Source organism: Streptomyces sp. NPDC104581 (genome assembly GCF_055583685.1).
The window spans coordinates 44,322-60,780 of record NZ_JBVJNN010000043.1 but is presented as its reverse complement, the minus strand read 5'-3'; the positions used below and the strand labels follow the sequence as shown (position 1 = coordinate 60,780).

15 protein-coding genes are annotated in these 16,459 nt (G+C 72.7%); 6 read left to right on the top strand and 9 right to left on the bottom strand.

Features of this window, described 5'->3' with window-relative positions; translation table 11 throughout:
• Positions 1-179: 179 nt before the first annotated feature.
• Positions 180-632, bottom strand: coding sequence for a DUF4442 domain-containing protein (locus ACZ61E_RS27305; RefSeq protein ID WP_469702528.1), 453 nt, complete (start codon positions 630-632; stop codon positions 180-182).
• 93 nt (positions 633-725) lie between these two features.
• On the opposite strand from ACZ61E_RS27305, the gene ACZ61E_RS27300 reads away from it, so the two are divergent.
• Positions 726-1,790 (top strand): DUF8017 domain-containing protein, encoded by a 1,065-nt coding sequence (locus ACZ61E_RS27300; RefSeq protein WP_469702527.1) that lies wholly within the window; start codon positions 726-728, stop codon positions 1,788-1,790.
• Positions 1,791-1,847: 57 nt separating this feature from the next.
• Here the strand turns inward: ACZ61E_RS27300 and ACZ61E_RS27295 are convergent, their stop codons facing one another.
• The 3 genes from ACZ61E_RS27295 to ACZ61E_RS27285 form a co-directional block, all read right to left on the bottom strand.
• Positions 1,848-2,693: a spermidine synthase gene (locus ACZ61E_RS27295; RefSeq protein ID WP_469702526.1), complete on the bottom strand. Its 846-nt coding sequence runs from the start codon at positions 2,691-2,693 to the stop codon at positions 1,848-1,850.
• An 88-nt stretch (positions 2,694-2,781) separates the two neighbouring features.
• A complete protein-coding gene (gene tuf / locus ACZ61E_RS27290) occupies positions 2,782-3,960 on the bottom strand; it encodes an elongation factor Tu (protein ID WP_469702525.1) in 1,179 nt (392 codons plus the stop codon).
• A gap of 97 nt (positions 3,961-4,057) precedes the next feature.
• Entirely contained in the window at positions 4,058-4,312 is a 255-nt protein-coding gene (locus tag ACZ61E_RS27285) for a hypothetical protein (RefSeq protein WP_469702531.1), read from the bottom strand.
• 139 nt (positions 4,313-4,451) lie between these two features.
• Between ACZ61E_RS27285 and ACZ61E_RS27280 the strand changes: the two genes are divergently transcribed.
• On the top strand, positions 4,452-5,213 hold the full coding sequence (locus tag ACZ61E_RS27280; RefSeq protein WP_469702524.1) for a TVP38/TMEM64 family protein: 762 nt from the start codon (positions 4,452-4,454) through the stop codon (positions 5,211-5,213).
• Positions 5,214-5,240: 27 nt separating this feature from the next.
• Here ACZ61E_RS27280 and ACZ61E_RS27275 read toward each other — a convergent pair whose 3' ends face one another.
• From ACZ61E_RS27275 to ACZ61E_RS27260, 4 genes are read right to left on the bottom strand one after another with little or no spacing between them, the layout of a single operon-like run.
• On the bottom strand, positions 5,241-6,308 hold the full coding sequence (locus ACZ61E_RS27275) for an enoyl-CoA hydratase/isomerase family protein (RefSeq protein WP_469702523.1): 1,068 nt from the start codon (positions 6,306-6,308) through the stop codon (positions 5,241-5,243).
• Positions 6,305-7,315: a methylmalonyl Co-A mutase-associated GTPase MeaB gene (gene meaB, locus ACZ61E_RS27270; RefSeq protein WP_469702522.1), complete on the bottom strand. Its 1,011-nt coding sequence runs from the start codon at positions 7,313-7,315 to the stop codon at positions 6,305-6,307. Before meaB ends, ACZ61E_RS27275 begins: the two co-directional genes overlap by 4 nt.
• Before the next feature lie 4 nt (positions 7,316-7,319).
• Positions 7,320-9,521, bottom strand: a complete 2,202-nt coding sequence (scpA, locus tag ACZ61E_RS27265) for a methylmalonyl-CoA mutase (protein WP_469702521.1) — start codon at positions 9,519-9,521, stop codon at positions 7,320-7,322.
• Positions 9,518-11,398, bottom strand: coding sequence for a methylmalonyl-CoA mutase family protein (locus tag ACZ61E_RS27260; RefSeq protein WP_469702520.1), 1,881 nt, complete (start codon positions 11,396-11,398; stop codon positions 9,518-9,520). The genes scpA and ACZ61E_RS27260 overlap by 4 nt, the downstream gene beginning before the upstream one ends.
• 439 nt (positions 11,399-11,837) lie before the next feature.
• Here ACZ61E_RS27260 and ACZ61E_RS27255 point away from each other — a divergent pair, with 439 nt between their 5' ends.
• The 4 genes from ACZ61E_RS27255 (at position 11,838) to lnt (ending at position 15,486) form a co-directional block, all read left to right on the top strand.
• Positions 11,838-12,710 carry an undecaprenyl-diphosphate phosphatase gene (locus tag ACZ61E_RS27255; RefSeq protein ID WP_469702519.1) on the top strand — a complete coding sequence of 291 codons (873 nt, stop codon included), beginning with the start codon at positions 11,838-11,840 and terminating at the stop codon, positions 12,708-12,710.
• A 194-nt stretch (positions 12,711-12,904) separates the two neighbouring features.
• Positions 12,905-13,075: a hypothetical protein gene (locus tag ACZ61E_RS27250; protein ID WP_469702518.1), complete on the top strand. Its 171-nt coding sequence runs from the start codon at positions 12,905-12,907 to the stop codon at positions 13,073-13,075.
• Between the two features lie 194 nt (positions 13,076-13,269).
• Positions 13,270-13,743, top strand: coding sequence for a nuclear transport factor 2 family protein (locus tag ACZ61E_RS27245; RefSeq protein WP_469702517.1), 474 nt, complete (start codon positions 13,270-13,272; stop codon positions 13,741-13,743).
• 126 nt (positions 13,744-13,869) lie between these two features.
• Positions 13,870-15,486 (top strand): apolipoprotein N-acyltransferase, encoded by a 1,617-nt coding sequence (gene lnt / locus ACZ61E_RS27240; protein WP_469702516.1) that lies wholly within the window; start codon positions 13,870-13,872, stop codon positions 15,484-15,486.
• On the opposite strand, the gene ACZ61E_RS27235 is transcribed toward lnt, so the two are convergent.
• Entirely contained in the window at positions 15,431-16,336 is a 906-nt protein-coding gene (locus ACZ61E_RS27235; RefSeq protein WP_469702515.1) for a Gfo/Idh/MocA family protein, read from the bottom strand. The two genes, lnt and ACZ61E_RS27235, sit on opposite strands and share 56 nt — an antisense overlap.
• Positions 16,337-16,459: the final 123 nt, after the last annotated feature.

Genomic DNA, 16,459 nt, shown 5'->3' with positions numbered 1-16,459 from the left:
CCTCCGTACCCGCGCCGCCCCCACCCTCCCACCCAATCCCACCCCCCCCCCCCCCCTCCCCCCCCCCTCCCTCCTGCCCCCCCCCCCCCCCCCCCCCCCCCCCGGGCAGCCTACCTGGGTGGTACACGCTTCGGCGGCCGGGGCCGGCCGCGCCGCCGGGCGCGTCGGTGGCGGCCCTGTCAGGTGTTGGGGCGCAGCGTCCAGACGATGGTCATCTCGCCGGTGACGGCGCCGTCCTCCCGGTTGAAGACGACCGTGACGGGTATCTCCGGGCGCCCGCCCCCGTCGAGTTCGGCGACGACGTCCGCGACCGGGCGGCCCACGGTGGCCGTCGCCGTGACGACGCCCATGGCGAGCTTCCGGTAGCCGATCTCCGCCTTGACGACGAGCGGTACGGCACGGGCGAGCTGGTCGCCGAAGGCGGCGAGCACGACGGCGCCGCTGACGGTGTCGCCGAGGGTGAACATCGCGCCGGCGTGCGGGCCGCCGACGTGGTTGTGGAAGGCGGCCTGGTCCGGGAGCCGTACGACGGCGCGCTCGGCGGTGGTTTCGAGGAACTCCATGTTGAGAGTCCTCGCCATGGGAACGGTGGCGGCGAGCATCTCGCCGACGGTCATCTGATCGGAGCTCATGGGGCTCGATATTACTCACGAGTAGCGTCAGTTGCCATCCTGCGACAGGGCGGCCGTAGCAGTGCGGGGACGACCCATCTATCGTTACTCGCCATGTGGCCAGGACAGCAGCCGCCCGGGGGCGAGCAAAACCCGCAGGATCCGAATTCCAACCCTTACCAGCAGCCGGGGTACCAGCAGCCGAATCCCTATCAGCAGCCGGGGTACCAGCAGCAGCCTGGTTATCAGCAGCCCGGCTACCCGCAGCAGCCGGGGCAGCAGCCGCCCAATCCGTACCAGCAGCCGACCGTGCCGCAGCAGTACGCGATACAGGCGCACGGCGGCGGGCCGGGCGGTCCCGACCCGTCCCAGGACAAGAAGCGGACGAAGATCGTCGCCATCGTCGCCGCGTCGGCGGTCGTCGTCGCGGCGGCGGTCACGGGCTTCTTCGTCCTCGGGAACGACGGCGGGAGCTCGAACGTCGCGGACGATCCCAAGGCGTCCGCCTCCGACACCTCGAAGGCGAAGCCGAAACCGACGGAGGAGGAGAACCCGCGCGACGGCTCCGGCGTGGGCAAGCCCACCGTCGCGGGCTGGAAGGTCGTGACCAACCCCAACCACGGGACGCAGTTCGACGTCCCGGCCGACTGGGTGGTCGAGAAGCCGGACACCTTCTCGGGCTTCGAGGACGTCGAGAAGGGCGACGGCTCGCCCGCCATCACCTTCTCCGCGCCGGCCTTCCTGAAGTCCACCTGGTGCGAACAGGACACGGACCAGGACGGCGAGATCGAGGACGTCAGTCTCGGCGGGACCGGCACCAAGGGCGGCAAGGGCGCCAAGGACACCGCGACCGCGGCGAGCAACGAGTCCGGCAGCTGGGTCTGGGCCGCGTACGCGCAGGAAGCCACCAAGGCGCAGCAGCAGAAGGCGATCAAGGTCGAGAAGTCCAAGCCCTACACGACCGAGGCGGGGCTCAAGGGGCACTACTCGACGGCGGCCAGCACGGGCCTGCCCAAGAAGGAGAAGTGCGACACCGACGGCAAGTCGATCGCGTTCACCTTCACCAACGCCAAGGGTGACTTCACGACGTGGGTCCTCTACGGCGCCAGGGGCGTCGAGGACGAGATCCCCGACGAGACACTGATGAAGATCATGAGCACGGTCCGGCTGGCCGAGTAGCCGACCGGTCCGGACGGGCCGAGCCCCGGGCCCCGCCTCTGGCGCCGGGCCCGGGGCTCAGCCGATGCCGAACGCTCCCTCGGGCGGCTCGGGCGACGCCACCGCGCCGGCGTCCCGCACGATCGTCGCGGCACCGGTGAACCGCCGCAGCGACGCCCCGTGTTCGACACGTGCCGGGAAGGCGTCGGACGCGGTCCGGCGGGCGAGGGCCGCCGTGTCGATCGGGGCGTGCGAGGCGAGGACTACGGCGTTGCCGAAGCGGCGCCCGCGCAGCACCGACGGCTCGGCGATGAGCGCCAGCTCCTCGAACACCGAGGCGAACGTGGCCAGTTGGGAGGTCAGAAAGGTGAAGGGCGCGCCGTCGGCGAGATTGGCCGCGTAGAGGCCGTCGGCCCGCAGCACCCGTTCGGCGAGGCGGGCGTACTCCACGGACGTCAGATGGGCGGGGACCCGCGAGCCGCCGAAGACGTCGCCGATGACGAGATCCACCGAGCGGGCCGGCGCCGAGGCGAGCCACTCGCGGGCGTCCGCGTCGTGCACCGTGATCCCGGACCCGTCCGGCAGCGGCAGCTCCTCGGCGACCAGCGCGAGCAGCGCGCCGTCCGCGTCGACGACGTCCTGTGCCGAGCCCGGCCGGGTGGCGCCGACGTAGCGGGGCAGGGTGAGGGCCCCGCCGCCGAGATGGACCACGGTGAGCGGCTCGCCCTCGCCGGCGACGCGGTCGACGACATGCCCGAGGCGCCGCGTGTACTCGAATTCGAGATGGGTCGGGTCGTCCAGGTCGACGTAGGACTGCGGCGCGCCGTCGACGGTCAGCAGCCACGCGCGTTCCCGGTCCACGTCCGGCAGCAGCCGGGCCGTGCCGCGGTCGACGGTCCTGACGACGGGGATGGCTTCGTTCACCGTCCCATTGTGCGTGCCGTGCCCGGTGGACCCGACGGCGCCCGTCCCCGCGGAGGGCGGGAGACGGGCGCCGCCGTCCGGCGGGCGGTCAGAGAAGCCCGGTCACCGTGCCCGCGCCGACCGTGCGTCCTCCTTCGCGGATCGCGAAGCCGAGCCCGGACTCCAGCGGCACGTCCCGGCCCAGCTCGACGGTCACCGGGACCGTGTCACCCGGCCGCGCGACGGCCAACTCGCCCAGGTCGATGTCGCCGACCACGTCCGCGGTGCGGATGTAGAACTGCGGCCGGTAGCCCGAAGTCACCGGCGTCGTCCGTCCGCCCTCCTTCGCCGACAGGACGTACACCCGCGCGGTGAACCGCCTGCTCGGCACGGCACTGTCCGGCGCGGCCACCACATGGCCCCGGCGGATCGCGTCGCGTGGCATGCCGCGCAGCAGCAGGGCGACGTTGTCGCCCGCCTCGGCGAACTCCATCGGCTTCCCGAAGGTCTCCAGCGAGGTGACCGTACTGAACTGCGGCCCGGACTCGGCGCCGAGCACCTCGACCCGGTCGCCCACGCGCACCGTGCCGCGCTCGACGGCGCCGGTGACGACCGTGCCGCGCCCGGTGATCGTCAGGACGTTCTCCACCGGGAGCAGGAACGGCGCGTCGGTGTACCGGACGGGGATCGGTACGTACGTGTCGACCGCGTCGAGGAGCGCCCGCACGGCGTCCGTCCAGCGCGGGTCGCCCTCCAGCGCCCGGAGTCCGGAGACCCGGACGACGGGGACGTTCTGGCCGCCGTACCCGTGCGAGCTGAGCAGTTCGCGCACCTCCAGCTCGACCAGGTCGGTCAGTTCGTCGTCGCCGGCGTCGGCCTTGTTGAGGGCGACGACGATGTGGTCGACGCCGACCTGGCGGGCGAGCAGGACGTGCTCGGCGGTCTGCGGCATGATCCCGTCGAGCGCGGACACGACGAGGATCGCGCCGTCGAGCTGTGCCGCGCCGGTGACCATGTTCTTGATGTAGTCGGCGTGGCCGGGCATGTCGATGTGCGCGTAGTGCCGGGTGTCCGTCTCGTACTCGACGTGCGCGATGTTGATGGTGATGCCGCGCGCGGCCTCCTCGGGGGCCCGGTCGATCCGGTCGAACGGGACGAACGTGCCGCTCCCGCGCTCGCTGAGGACCTTGGTGATGGCCGCGGTCAGGGTGGTCTTGCCGTGGTCGACATGGCCCATGGTGCCGATGTTGAGGTGCGGCTTGGTGCGCACGTATGCCGTCTTGGGCATGGCTGACGTGTTCCTTCCAGGAACTCGAAGCGTGAAGGGGACCCCGGTGCCTTGCCGACCCTCCCCCTGTGGGGTCCGCCGGACGATCCGGGAAGGGTCAGCTTCGGGCGCCGTCGAGCAGCGCCGCCGCGGGGGCCTGCGCCGCGGCTGCTTCCGCGTGCGCCGCCAGGAACCCGGCAGCCTTCGGCGCGTCCGCGACCGCGGACGACGCTGCGTGGAAGGCGTACCGGAACATGCCCTCGATGATGTCCGACCGGCGACGCGGCGTCGACGGATTTACGGGCGTGCGGCCGGCGACGAGGCGCGCCGGCACGGTGTCCGCGCGAGCGCCGGGCGGCGGTGCGAGGGTCATGACGTGCGGTTTCCGCGGCGCCACCGCCCGTTCGCGGTGGTCCGCGTACGGCCGCGGACGGGCCGGTCGGGCGGCCGAGTGGCGGTTGTCTCAAGGCTCTTGACGACAATCACATCGCGTCGTCGGTTAGTCTCCCCGAATGCTCGACCACGTCGACAGGCCGTCCACCGGCCTCACGGTCCGCTGTACGAGGGTGCTGCTCTCACCCTGGTCCAGGCTCTCCCTCCTCGTGCTCCTGCTGGCGTGCGCGGGGACCGCGGTGCTGGTCTACGAGCCGCAGAGATTCGTCTCGGCCGGCTGGCCGCAGCTCAGCGGCGGCGCCGCCGTGGTGCTGTTCGCCGCCGCCTACGGGGTGTGCACGGCGGCCTTCGTGCCGCGTCCGCTGCTCAACCTCGCCGCGGGCGCGCTGTTCGGTACGCAGCTCGGCCTCCCCGCGGCGATCGCGGGGACGGTGCTGGGCGCGGGCATCGCCTTCGGACTCGGCCGCTTCCTCGGCCAGGACGCGCTGCGTCCGCTGCTGCGGGGCCGCTGGCTGCTCGCGGCCGACGGGCAGTTGAGCCGGCACGGCTTCCGCTCGATGATGGCGGTACGCCTCTTCCCCGGGGTCCCGTTCGTGGCCGCCAACTACTGTGCGGCGGTGTCGCGGATGGGCTGGCCGCCGTTCCTGCTGGCGACGGCCATCGGCTGCGTACCGAACACGGCGGCGTACGTGATCGCGGGGAGCGAGGCGGGATCGCCGACGTCACCCGCGTTCCTGCTGGCGATGGGGTTCATCGTGCTGACCGGGACGGGAGCGGGGGTGCTGGCGTGGTTCAAGCGCCACCGGCTGCGTCCGGCGGGCCCGAAACCCACGGAGACCACGGAGTCCGCGGAGGCCAGGGTCCCGGAGCCGGTCGCCTGACCGGTCCCCCTCGGCCGCCGGACGGGCTCAGGGGAGCGCGCGCGGCAGTTTCAGGTCACCACTCGGCGGCACCGCCGAGAAGCGCGCCACGTCCGCCCGCGTCACATCGCCCAGCTCCCCCGGCGCCCATCTCGGCGTCCGGTCCTTGTCGATCACCTGCGCCCTGATCCCCTCCACGAGGTCCGGCGTCCTCAGCGCCGCGCACGACGCCCGGTACTCGGCCTCCAGCACCTCTTCCAGGGTTTCGGCCGTCCGCGCCCACCGCACGGCGGCCAGCGTCGCCTTGAGCGCGGTCGGGGACTTCGCCAGGATCGTCTCCGCCGTCTGCTTCGCCCGGTGGTTCCCGCCGGCGAGGAGCCGGTCCACGATCTCCTCGACCGAGTCGGCGGCGTAACACGTGTCGATCCACTCGCGGTCGGCCGCCAACTCCCCCTCGGGCGGCGCCGACACCTGGCGCCGTACGGCCACGGGGACGTCCGTGTCGGCGAGTCGGGCCGCCAGTTCGGGCAGCCGCCCGGAGGGCACGTAGTGGTCGGCGAGCCCGCAGAGGATCGCGTCGGCGGCGCCCACCGCCGTGCCGGTGAGGGCGAGATGCGTGCCGAGTTCGCCGGGTGCCCGGGAGAGCAGATACGTACCGCCGACGTCCGGTACGAGGCCGATGCCGGTCTCCGGCATGGCGACCCGGGAGCGTTCGGTGACGATCCGGACGTCGCCGTGCGCCGAGAGGCCCACCCCGCCGCCCATCACGATGCCGTCCATGAGGGCGACGTACGGCATCGGGCAGCGCGCGATCCGGGCGTTGAGGCGGTACTCGTCGCGCCAGAACGCGGGCGACGCCGAGCCGCCCGCACGCGCGTCCTCGTGAATGGCCCGGATGTCGCCGCCCGCGCACAGCCCCCGTCCGCCGGCGCCGTCGAGGACCACCGCGCGCACGTCCGGGTCAGCCTCCCAGGCGGTCAGCGCGGCGTCGACGCGCGACACCATGGCGTGGGTGAGGGCGTTGAGGGCGCGCGGCCGGTTGAGCGTGAGCCGCCCCACGCGTCCGTCGCGGCGTACGAGGACGGTCTCGTCCTCCGTAGGAGGCCGTGCGGTCATCGGTCCTCTCCCCCGGCCGGCAGGTCCAGCGCCTCGACGATCCGCTCGGCGGCCAGCGTCGCCGTCAGCGAACCCTCCCGCACCCGCTGTTCGAGCGCGGGAGCCAGCTCGCGTACGCCCGGATGGCCGTGCAGCCGGTCCAGCAGATGGTCCCTGATCATCGACCAGGCCCAGTCCACCTGCTGCTCGCCACGCTTGTGCCGGAGGCGTCCGCTGGTGTCGAGGACCTTCCTGTGCTGCTCCAGGCGCTCCCAGACGGTGTCGAGCCCGGTGCCCTCACGGGCACTGCAACTCAGCACCGGCGGCGTCCACGCGGCGTCGGCGGGGTGCATCAGGCGCAGCGCGCCCGCGAGTTCACGCGCGGCGGACCGGGCGTCGCGCTCGTGCGGCCCGTCGGCCTTGTTGACGGCGATGAGGTCCGCCAGTTCCAGCACGCCCTTCTTGATGCCCTGGAGCTGGTCGCCGGTACGGGCGAGGCTCAGCAGGAGGAAGGAGTCGACCATGTTGGCGACGGCGGTCTCCGACTGGCCGACGCCGACGGTCTCGACGAGGACCACGTCGTAGCCCGCCGCCTCCATGACGATGATGGTCTCGCGGGTGGCCTTCGCGACGCCGCCCAGGGTGCCGGCCGTGGGCGAGGGCCGGACGAAGGCCGCCGGGTCGACGGACAGACGCTCCATCCGGGTCTTGTCGCCCAGGATGGAGCCGCCGGTCCTGGTGGACGACGGGTCGACGGCGAGGACGGCGACCCGGTGCCCGAGGCCGGTGAGCATCGTGCCGAGTGCGTCGATGAAGGTCGACTTGCCGACGCCGGGTACGCCGCTGACGCCGATCCTGCGCGCCGTTCCGGAGTGGGGCAGCAGCGCGGTCAGCAGCCGCTGGGCGAGTTCGCGGTGGTCGGCCCTGGTGGACTCCACGAGGGTGATGGCGCGCGCGACGGCCGAACGGGAGCCGTCGAGCACCCCTTTGGTGTAGGTGTCGATGTCGATGCCGGTCCGGGCTGTCACCGGCTCACCGCTCGTGGCCGAGAGCGGTGGCCAGGGTGGTGAGGAGGTCCCGTGCTGCCTCGGGGATGACGGTGCCGGGCGGGAAGACGGCCGCGGCGCCCGCGCGGCGCAGCTCGTCGACGTCCCCGGGCGGGATCACCCCGCCGACGACGATCATGATGTCCTCGCGGCCCTCGCGCGCCAGCTCCTCGCGCAGGGCGGGCACGAGCGTGAGGTGTCCGGCGGCCAGCGACGAGACACCGACGATGTGCACGTCGGCCTCCACGGCCTGCCGCGCGACCTCACCGGGCGTCTGGAACAGCGGGCCGACGTCGACGTCGAAGCCGAGGTCCGCGAAGGCGGTGGCGATGACCTTCTGGCCTCGGTCGTGGCCGTCCTGGCCCATCTTGGCGACGAGGATGCGCGGGCGCCGCCCCTCGGCACGCTCGAACTCCTCGACGGCGTCACGGGTGCTCTCGACCGCCGGTGACGTGCCGGCCTCGTTCCTGTACACACCGGAGATGGTACGGATCTGTCCGGAGTGCCGTCCGTAGACCTTCTCCAGGGCGTCGGAGATCTCGCCGACGGTGGCCTTGGCGCGGGCCGCGTTCACGGCGAGGGCCAGCAGGTTGCCCTCGGGCCCCGGGGCCGACCCCGCCTCGGCGGCGCCGGTGAGGGCGCGCAGCGCGTCCTGGCAGGCCGCCTCGTCCCGCTCCTCGCGCAGCCGGCGCAGCTTGGCGATCTGCTGGGTCCGTACGGAGGAGTTGTCGACCGACCGGACCTCGATCTGCTCGTCGGTGCCGACCAGGTACTTGTTGACACCGATGACGGGCTGGCGCCCGGAGTCGATCCTGGCCTGGGTGCGGGCCGCCGCCTCCTCGATCCGGAGCTTCGGGATGCCTTCGGCGATGGCCCGCGCCATGCCGCCGGCCGCCTCGACCTCCTCGATGTGCTGCCAGGCCCGGCGCGCGAGGTCGTACGTCAGCTTCTCCACGTAGGCGCTGCCGCCCCACGGGTCGATGACCCGGCAGGTGCCGGACTCCTGCTGGAGCAGGAGCTGGGTGTTGCGGGCGATGCGCGCGGAGAAGTCGGTGGGCAGGGCGAGCGCCTCGTCGAGGGCGTTGGTGTGCAGCGACTGGGTGTGGCCCTGGGTGGCGGCCATCGCCTCCACACAGGTGCGGGGGACGTTGTTGAAGACGTCCTGTGCGGTGAGGGACCAGCCGGAGGTCTGCGAATGGGTGCGCAGCGACAGGGACTTGGCGTTCTTGGGGTCGAACTTCTTGACGAGCCTGGCCCAGAGGAGCCGGGCGGCGCGCAGTTTGGCGATCTCCATGAAGAAGTTCATGCCGATGGCCCAGAAGAAGGAGAGCCGGGGGGCGAACGCGTCGACGTCGAGGCCCACGTCGAGTCCGGCGCGCAGGTACTCGACGCCGTCGGCGAGGGTGTAGGCCAGCTCCAGATCGGCCGTCGCGCCGGCTTCCTGGATGTGGTAGCCGGAGATGGAGATGGAGTTGTAGCGGGGCATCTCGCGCGAGGTGTGGGCGAAGATGTCGGAGATGATCCGCATGGAGGGGGCGGGCGGGTAGATGTAGGTGTTGCGGACCATGAACTCCTTGAGGATGTCGTTCTGGATGGTCCCGGCCAGCTTCCGCGGCGGTACGCCCTGTTCCTCCGCGGCCACGATGTAGAGGGCGAGTACGGGCAGGACGGCGCCGTTCATCGTCATGGAGACGGTCATCCTGTCGAGCGGGATGCCGTCGAAGAGCCGGCGCATGTCGTAGATGGAGTCGATGGCGACGCCCGCCATGCCGACGTCACCGGTCACCCGCGGGTGGTCGCTGTCGTAGCCGCGGTGGGTGGGCAGGTCGAAGGCGACGGACAGGCCCTTCTGCCCGGCGGCGAGGTTGCGCCGGTAGAAGGCGTTGGACTCCTCGGCGGTGGAGAACCCGGCGTACTGACGGATCGTCCAGGGCTGGTTGACGTACATCGTCGGGTAGGGGCCGCGCAGGTACGGCGCGATGCCGGGGTACGTCCCGAGGAAGTCGAGGCCGGCGAGGTCCTGCGGGGTGTAGAGCGGTTTGACGTCGATGCCCTCGGGGGTGTTCCAGACGAGATCGGCGTCGCTGCTGCCGGTGCTCTCCTTGACGGCGGCGCGCCACTGGTCCTCGTGTCCGCCCGCGGGTGTGGCGGGGCCCAGGTCGATTCCGGTGAAGTCGGGGACGGTCATGGCGCCACTCCCAGGTGGTCGAGGGCGGAGGTGAGTTGGGCGACCGCGTCCCCGCCCGCGGCGACGAACTCGTCGACGCCGGACCGGGTGAGGGTCTCGCGCAGTTCGCCCGGCCGTCCCGCGAGGTACACGCGGGTGGCACCGGCGGTCTTGAGTGCCGCCGCGACGTCCGCGGCCTGTTCGGCGTAGAGCGGGTCGCTGGAACAGAGGCAGGCGATGGCGGCGCCGCTGCGTTCGAAGGCACCGGCGGCGGTGGCGGCGTCGACGGTGACGGGGTCGTGGACCGGTTCGACACCGCCGGACTGGAAGAGGTTCGACGCGAAGGCCACCCGCGCCGTGTGGGCGGCGGCCGGGCCGAGGGCGGCCAGGAAGACACGGGGCCGGGCACCGGTCGAGGCGAGGTGGGCGTCGGAGCGGGACCGCAGGGCCTCGAAGGCGTCGTCGCGGTGGACGGTGGGCAGTCCGCCGGCCGGGGCCGGGGGTGCGGCGTCGCGTACGACGGGCGCCTCGGTCAGGTGGGGGAACTCGCTGACGCCGGTGACCGGTTCGCGCCGGCGGGCCAGCTTCTCGGAGCGCGAAGCCCAGGTCGCGGCGAGGCGTTCGGCGATCAGGCCGTCGCGCAGCGCGGCGCGCTGGCCGCCGGCCCGTTCGATCTCCTGGAACCACGACCAGGCGGCGTGCGCGAGGTCGTCGGTGAGCCGCTCGACGTACCAGGAACCACCGGCCGGGTCGATGACGCGGCCGAGGTGGGACTCCTCGATGAGGATGGTCGAGGTGTTGCGGGCGATCCGCCGGGCGAAGGCGTCGGGGAGTCCGAGGCCGTGGTCGAAGGGCAGCACGGTCACGGAGTCGGCGCCGCCGACCCCGGCGGCGAGCGAGGCGACGGTGGTGCGCAGCATGTTCACCCAGGGGTCGCGCCTGGTCATCATCACCGAGGAGGTGACGGCGTGCTGGCGCTGGGCGGCGCCGGCCGGTCCGGCTCCGCTGACCTCCGCGACGCGGGCCCAGAGCCGGCGCGCGGCGCGGAGTTTGGCGATGGTGAGGAACTGGTCGGCGGTGGCGGCGTACCTGAACTCCAGCTGGCCGCAGGCCGCTTCGGCGGAGAGCCCCGCGGCGTCGAGGTCGCGCAGCGCGGCGACGCCGGCGGCGAGCGAGCAGCCGAGCTCCTGCGCGGCCGAGCCGCCCGCCTCGTGGTAGGGCAGGGCGTCGACGACGAGGGCACGCAGCCGCGGGTACTCGCGGTGGCAGAGCGTGGCGAGTTCGGCGGCGGCGTCCCGGAGGCCGGCACCCTCGTGGCCGGTGCGGGCGAGGCGGCCGACCGGGTCGGCGCCGAGGGTGCCGCGCACCTCCCCGCGCGGGACGTCGCGTTCGTCGTGCAGGCGCAGCAACTCGGCTGCGGCTTCGGGGCATTCGTCGCCCGCGTCGAGTGCGACCGGGGCGAGGTCGAGATAGACGCCGGCGAGGGCGTCGGCGAGGCCGGAGACCGGCACCCCGGACCAGCCCACCGTCAGCCAGAGGGAGGTGGTGCCGTTGGCGAGGTCGTCGAGTACGGCTTCGTTGGTGCGTGCCGGGTCGGTGCGCGCGTGACGCTGGCGCACGTCCCAGCCGCCGGGCGCGGGGCCGCCGGGGGTGCCGCCCCGGGTGAACGGCGCGAAGCCCGGGAGGCCGCCGTCGCCGGGCGCGTCGGCCGCGGTGTAGAGGGGACGAGTGGTCAGTCCGTCTTCGAGCGTGGTCGAGAGTGCGTCCTCCGCGGCGGTGCCCGAGACGTCCCGGCCGGATTTCCGGAGTACGCCCTCCACCAGACCCTGCCACTGCTCATGGGTGGGTTCGGGGAACTCGGCTGCCAGCGAAAGCCCGCTGTCGGGCAGGAGCGTCATGCCGAGATGTTAGGGCAGCGCGTTCGGCGGTTAGCAGGTTGAACCGATGTGACCTTGAACTCCCCTCCACGCACCCCCTGGAAGCCACCCCGAGCGCCCCCTACGCGCCCCCGGACCCGGATGCCGCCGGGAACGGTTCCGGGCCTGTACGGGCCCGTCGCCGGGGCCTGACGCCGCCTCGTAACCCGCAACGGCTACGCTGCCCCCGTCCGGCGCGCGACCGCTCCTCCCGGGAAGGGGAGTGGATATCCGTCGCGCCGCCGGCGCCGCACCGCCATCCCTTCGAGTACTCCTGCGAGCAGTGATGAGTCCGCGTGAGCACATCCACACCCCGCTCCATATGAACGGCTCCGCACCCCGCCCGCCGGTACACATTCCGCCACCGGACCGCGTTCGCCGCGGCCGGTGCACGATCTTTTCTTGGATGGCGTAGCACCCAATGTCTTGGTTCGAATCACTCATCCTCGGACTCGTCCAGGGGCTGACCGAGTTCCTGCCCATCTCCTCCAGCGCGCATCTGCGGCTGACCGCGGCGTTCGCGGGCTGGCACGATCCGGGCGCGGCGTTCACCGCGATCACCCAGATCGGCACGGAGGCGGCGGTCCTCATCTATTTCCGCAAGGACATCGCCCGCATCGTCTCGGCGTGGTTCCGCTCGCTGACGGACAAGTCGATGCGCTCCGACCACGACGCCAAGATGGGCTGGCTGGTGATCGTCGGCTCGATCCCCATCGGTGTGCTCGGGCTGGCGTTCAAGGACCACATCGAGGGGCCTTTCCGTGATCTGCGGCTGATCGCGACGACCCTGATCGTGATGGGCGTCGTCCTCGGCATCGCCGACCGGCTGGCCGCGCGCGACGAGTCCGGCGGCAAGCACCGTGCCGTCAAGCAGCGCAAGTCGCTTGAGGAGTTGGGCGTCAGGGACGGTCTGATCTACGGGTTCGCCCAGGCCCTGGCGCTGATTCCGGGGGTCTCGCGCTCGGGTGCCACGATCAGCGGCGGTCTGCTGATGGGCTACACCCGTGAGGCGGCGGCGCGTTACTCGTTCCTGCTGGCCGTTCCCGCCGTACTGGCCTCGGGTGCCTTCGAGTTGAGGAACGCGGGCGAGGGACATGTCTCGTGGGGGCCGACCATCTTCGCCACCGTCATCGCCTTTGTCGTGGGATATGCCGTCATCGCGTGGTTCATGAAGTTCATCACCACCAAGAGCTTCATGCCGTTCGTGATCTACCGCATCCTGCTCGGCGTGGTGATCTTCTTCCTCGTCGGTACGGACACCCTGAGCCCGCACGCGGGCGATTCGGCGGGCTGACGGGCGCCGTTCACGCCCGGTGTGCTCAAGGACACGTTTCCAGTCCGGGCCGTCCCCAACTGCCGTACGGGGCCCAGAACCCTTGGCGGAACAGGGCTCACAGCTGACACACCGTGGGGTTGCCCTCTCCATGTGTGAGCTATGCCGCTCCCGGATCGGCACGAGAACGCCTCGGCGGCCCGTACCGTTGCCGTATGTCAACAACTTCCTCCTCCGCTTCCGCGGCGTCCGGCGCCGTCGCGGCCAACGAGCGCATCCGCGCCCTGGTCGACGCGGCCGACGGCACGTGGCCGGCCGAGGAGTACGAAGTCCTGCTGCTCGAGTGGGCGGCCGCCCTGCACGACGGGGTCGACGAGGCCGCGTAGGGGCTACGCCCGGCGCGCGTCCCGAGAGTTCGGACGGAGAGGCCCGGTCCCGCGGTGACACCGCGGGACCGGGCCTCTCCCCTGTGTAACGGGGCGTCCGGGCGCCCGGCGACGTGGACGGGGCCGCTCGGCCGGTCGGCCGGCGGAGCCGCACGGGCCTTGGCCCGGGCCCCCCGCTGCCGGAGACTGGCGTGATGACGCAGCGTGTGGATCTCGCGACCGTGATGGACCGCCTGGCCGTCGACGAGGTGATCAGCGGCTACGCGGCGGCCGTGGACGAGGCCGACTGGCCGGGATTCCTCGCCCTGTACACGCCCGAGGGGCGCGCCGACCACCGGGAAGCCGGCGGGATCGAGGGATCGGCCGCCGAGGTGGCCGACTGGCTCGCCGGGGTCCTGGGCCCCTTCCCCGTGCGCCAGCATCTGATCGGCAACCGCCGGCTGACCTTCGAGGACGGCGGCGGATATCCCGGCGACCGCGCCGAGGTGCGCGCCGACTGTCTGACCACGATGTTCCGGGATTCCGGCGAGAGGACCACCGCCGTCAGCCGCTACACCTTCGGGCTCTCCCGGACGGACGACGGCTGGCTGCTGCACGGCGTCGTGGTGCGGCGGAGCGCCCCGCGCGGCGCGGACGGCACGGCCGGGCACCGGGACGACGAGAACTGACGCGCCGGGGGGCGCTCTGTCGTCCCGCGCGCTCCCTCCCGCACACTGATCGCAGAGGCACCGCTCACCGGCACCGCCGGCCGGTGCCGCCGATCTGCACCGCTCACGGGCGGACGAGGGGGGCGCATGCGGGTTCCGGCCGGGCGGCGGACGGGGTGGGCTCCGGACGTCGGCCACGAGGCATGGGTCCGGCGCTCCGGGTCGCCGGTGTGGCGCGGCGCCGCGGCCGTGACGGCCGGCGCGCTCCCCGCGCTCTCCTTTCCCGAGCCGGGCCTCTGGTGGCTCGCGTACGGGGCCCTGGTGCCCTGGATGCTGCTCGTGCGTACGGCGCCGACGGGGCGGCGCGCGATCCTGGACGGCTGGCTCGGCGGGCTGGGCTTCGTGCTGGCCGTCCACCACTGGCTGATGCCGAGCCTGCATGTCTTCATCGTGGTGCTGGCCGCGCTGCTGGGGCTGCTGTGGGCACCATGGGGCTGGCTGGTGCGTCTGATGCTCGGCGGGCGGCCGTCGCCCCGGCGTACGGCCGCCTCGCTGGTGGTGGTGCCGTCCGGCTGGCTGATGATCGAGACGGTGCGCTCCCTGGAGGGCCTCGGCGGTCCCTGGGGGCTGCTGGGCGCCAGTCAGTGGGAGGTCGCCCCCGCGCTGCGGCTCGCCTCGGTGGGCGGTGTCTGGCTGGTCACTCTGCTGGTCGTCGCCGTGAACACCGCCCTGACGGCGCTGCTGGCGGTCGCCGCGGCCCGGACGGTCGTCGCCACGGGGCTCGTGGCGTGCGCGGTGGGGGTGTCCTGCGCCTGGGTGTGGGCGCCCCGGGTGGAGAGCACGGGGCGGGCGCGTGTCGCCGTCGTCCAGCCGGGGGTCTTCACCGGGCCCGACGGTGTGGAGCGCCGGTTCGACCGCAGCGAGGAGCTGACCCGCTCGCTGGCCGGGCGGGACCTCGATCTCGTCGTCTGGGGCGAGAGCAGCGTCGGTGACGATCTCGGCACCCGGCCCGATCTGGCGGCCCGTATCGCCGTGCTGTCACGGCAGGTGGGCGCCGAGGTCCTGGTCAACGTGGACGCCACCGGCCAGGACGGGGCGGGGCGCACCGGGATCTTCAAGAGTGCGGTGCTGGTGGGTCCGTACGGCCTGACGGGCGACCGGTACGACAAGATGCGGCTGGTGCCGTTCGGTGAGTACGTCCCGGCCCGCGCGGCGCTCGGCTGGGCCACGTCGGTCGGCAAGGCGGCGGGCGAGGACCGGCGGCGCGGCACGCGCCAGGTGGTCATGGTGCTGCCCGGCGAGGGCCGGGGCGGGCTGCGGGTGGGCCCGCTGATCTGCTTCGAGTCGGCGTTCCCCGACATGAGCCGGCAACTGGTCAGGGACGGCGCGGGGCTGCTCGTCGCGCAGTCGTCGACGTCGACGTTCCAGCACAGCTGGGCACCGGAGCAGCACGCCTCGCTGGCGGCGCTGCGGGCGGCCGAGACGGGCCGTCCCATGGTGCACGCCACCCTCACCGGTGTCAGCGCGGTGTACGGCCCCGGCGGCGAGCGGACCGGCGCCCGCCTCGGTACGGACAGCAGCGCGGGCGCCGTGTACGAGCTGCCGCTGACCCGCGGCACCACCGCGTACGTGAAGTACGGCGACTGGCCGGTCTACGGAGCGCTGGCGGTGCTGGCGGTCCTCTGCGCGGGCGAGGGCGCGCGGTCGTTCAGGCGGCCTGCGTCCGCGCCGCCCGTACCACCCGTTCACACAACTCGTGCGTAGCCAGCGCGTCGCGCGCGCCGAGCGTCCTTCCGGCGCGTACGGCGTCCAGGAAGGCGAGTACGCACTGCTCGATCCCGCGCTGCCGGGCCACCGGCACCCAGTCGCCGCGCCGGCGGACGCTGGGCTGGCCCTTGTGGTCGACGATCTCGGCGAGATGGTGGACGGCGCGCTTGGTGTCCTGTCCGGAGACTTCGAGGATCTCCTCGGTCGAGCCGTTCATCCTGTTCATCATGCCGATGGCGGTGAAGCCGTCGCCGGAGAGCTGGAGCACCACGTGGTGCGTCAGGCCCTCGCGGGTCCGTGCGCGGACGTCGACGTGCTCGACCGGGCCGGGGAGCAGGAAGCGCAGGGTGTCCACGACATGGATGAAGTCGTCGAGGACCAGGGTGCGCGCGTCCTCGGGCAGGCCGACGCGGTTCTTCTGCATGAGGATCAGTTCGCGCGGGTGTTCCAGACACTGGGCGTACGCGGGCGCGAAACGCCGGTTGAAGCCGACCGCCAGACTGGTGCCGCGCTCCTCGGCGAGCGCGACCAGACGCTCGGAGTCGGCGAACTCGTAGGCGAGGGGCTTGTCTACGAAGGTCGGCACACCGGCGTCCAGGAGCCGGGTGACGATCCCGGCGTGGGCGGAGGTCGGCGCGTGGACGAACGCGGCGTCCAGGTCCTGGTCGAGCAGCGAGTCGAGTTCGGCGTGGCGGCGCCCCTCGGGGATGTGGTGGGTCTCGCCCACCCGGGTGAGGGTGGCGGGGGTACGGGTCTGGAGGTGCAGCTCCGTCCCGGGCAGCGTGGTGAGTACCGGCAGATACGCCTTCCGGGCGATGTCCCCGAGCCCTATGCAGCCGAGCTTCACGTGCGTCTCCCTGTTGCCTCGCCGCGGACCTTTAATCTCACGCGCCGGAGCGCTTCCGTGCAGCATAAGGGCGCCGCGGGGGTCACCGGCCGGGGGCTGGGCGTCACCCGTGCGGGTAACGCC

Coding starts and splice junctions, on each gene's coding strand:
- ACZ61E_RS27305 (WP_469702528.1), bottom strand. CDS start 632: ATGAGCTCCGATCAGATGACCGTCGGCGAGATGCTCGCCGCCACCGTT.
- ACZ61E_RS27300 (WP_469702527.1), top strand. CDS start 726: ATGTGGCCAGGACAGCAGCCGCCCGGGGGCGAGCAAAACCCGCAGGAT.
- tuf (WP_469702525.1), bottom strand. CDS start 3,960: ATGCCCAAGACGGCATACGTGCGCACCAAGCCGCACCTCAACATCGGC.
- ACZ61E_RS27285 (WP_469702531.1), bottom strand. CDS start 4,312: ATGACCCTCGCACCGCCGCCCGGCGCTCGCGCGGACACCGTGCCGGCG.
- ACZ61E_RS27280 (WP_469702524.1), top strand. CDS start 4,452: ATGCTCGACCACGTCGACAGGCCGTCCACCGGCCTCACGGTCCGCTGT.
- ACZ61E_RS27275 (WP_469702523.1), bottom strand. CDS start 6,308: ATGACCGCACGGCCTCCTACGGAGGACGAGACCGTCCTCGTACGCCGC.
- scpA (WP_469702521.1), bottom strand. CDS start 9,521: ATGACCGTCCCCGACTTCACCGGAATCGACCTGGGCCCCGCCACACCC.
- ACZ61E_RS27260 (WP_469702520.1), bottom strand. CDS start 11,398: ATGACGCTCCTGCCCGACAGCGGGCTTTCGCTGGCAGCCGAGTTCCCC.
- ACZ61E_RS27255 (WP_469702519.1), top strand. CDS start 11,838: ATGTCTTGGTTCGAATCACTCATCCTCGGACTCGTCCAGGGGCTGACC.
- ACZ61E_RS27250 (WP_469702518.1), top strand. CDS start 12,905: ATGTCAACAACTTCCTCCTCCGCTTCCGCGGCGTCCGGCGCCGTCGCG.
- ACZ61E_RS27245 (WP_469702517.1), top strand. CDS start 13,270: ATGACGCAGCGTGTGGATCTCGCGACCGTGATGGACCGCCTGGCCGTC.
- lnt (WP_469702516.1), top strand. CDS start 13,870: ATGCGGGTTCCGGCCGGGCGGCGGACGGGGTGGGCTCCGGACGTCGGC.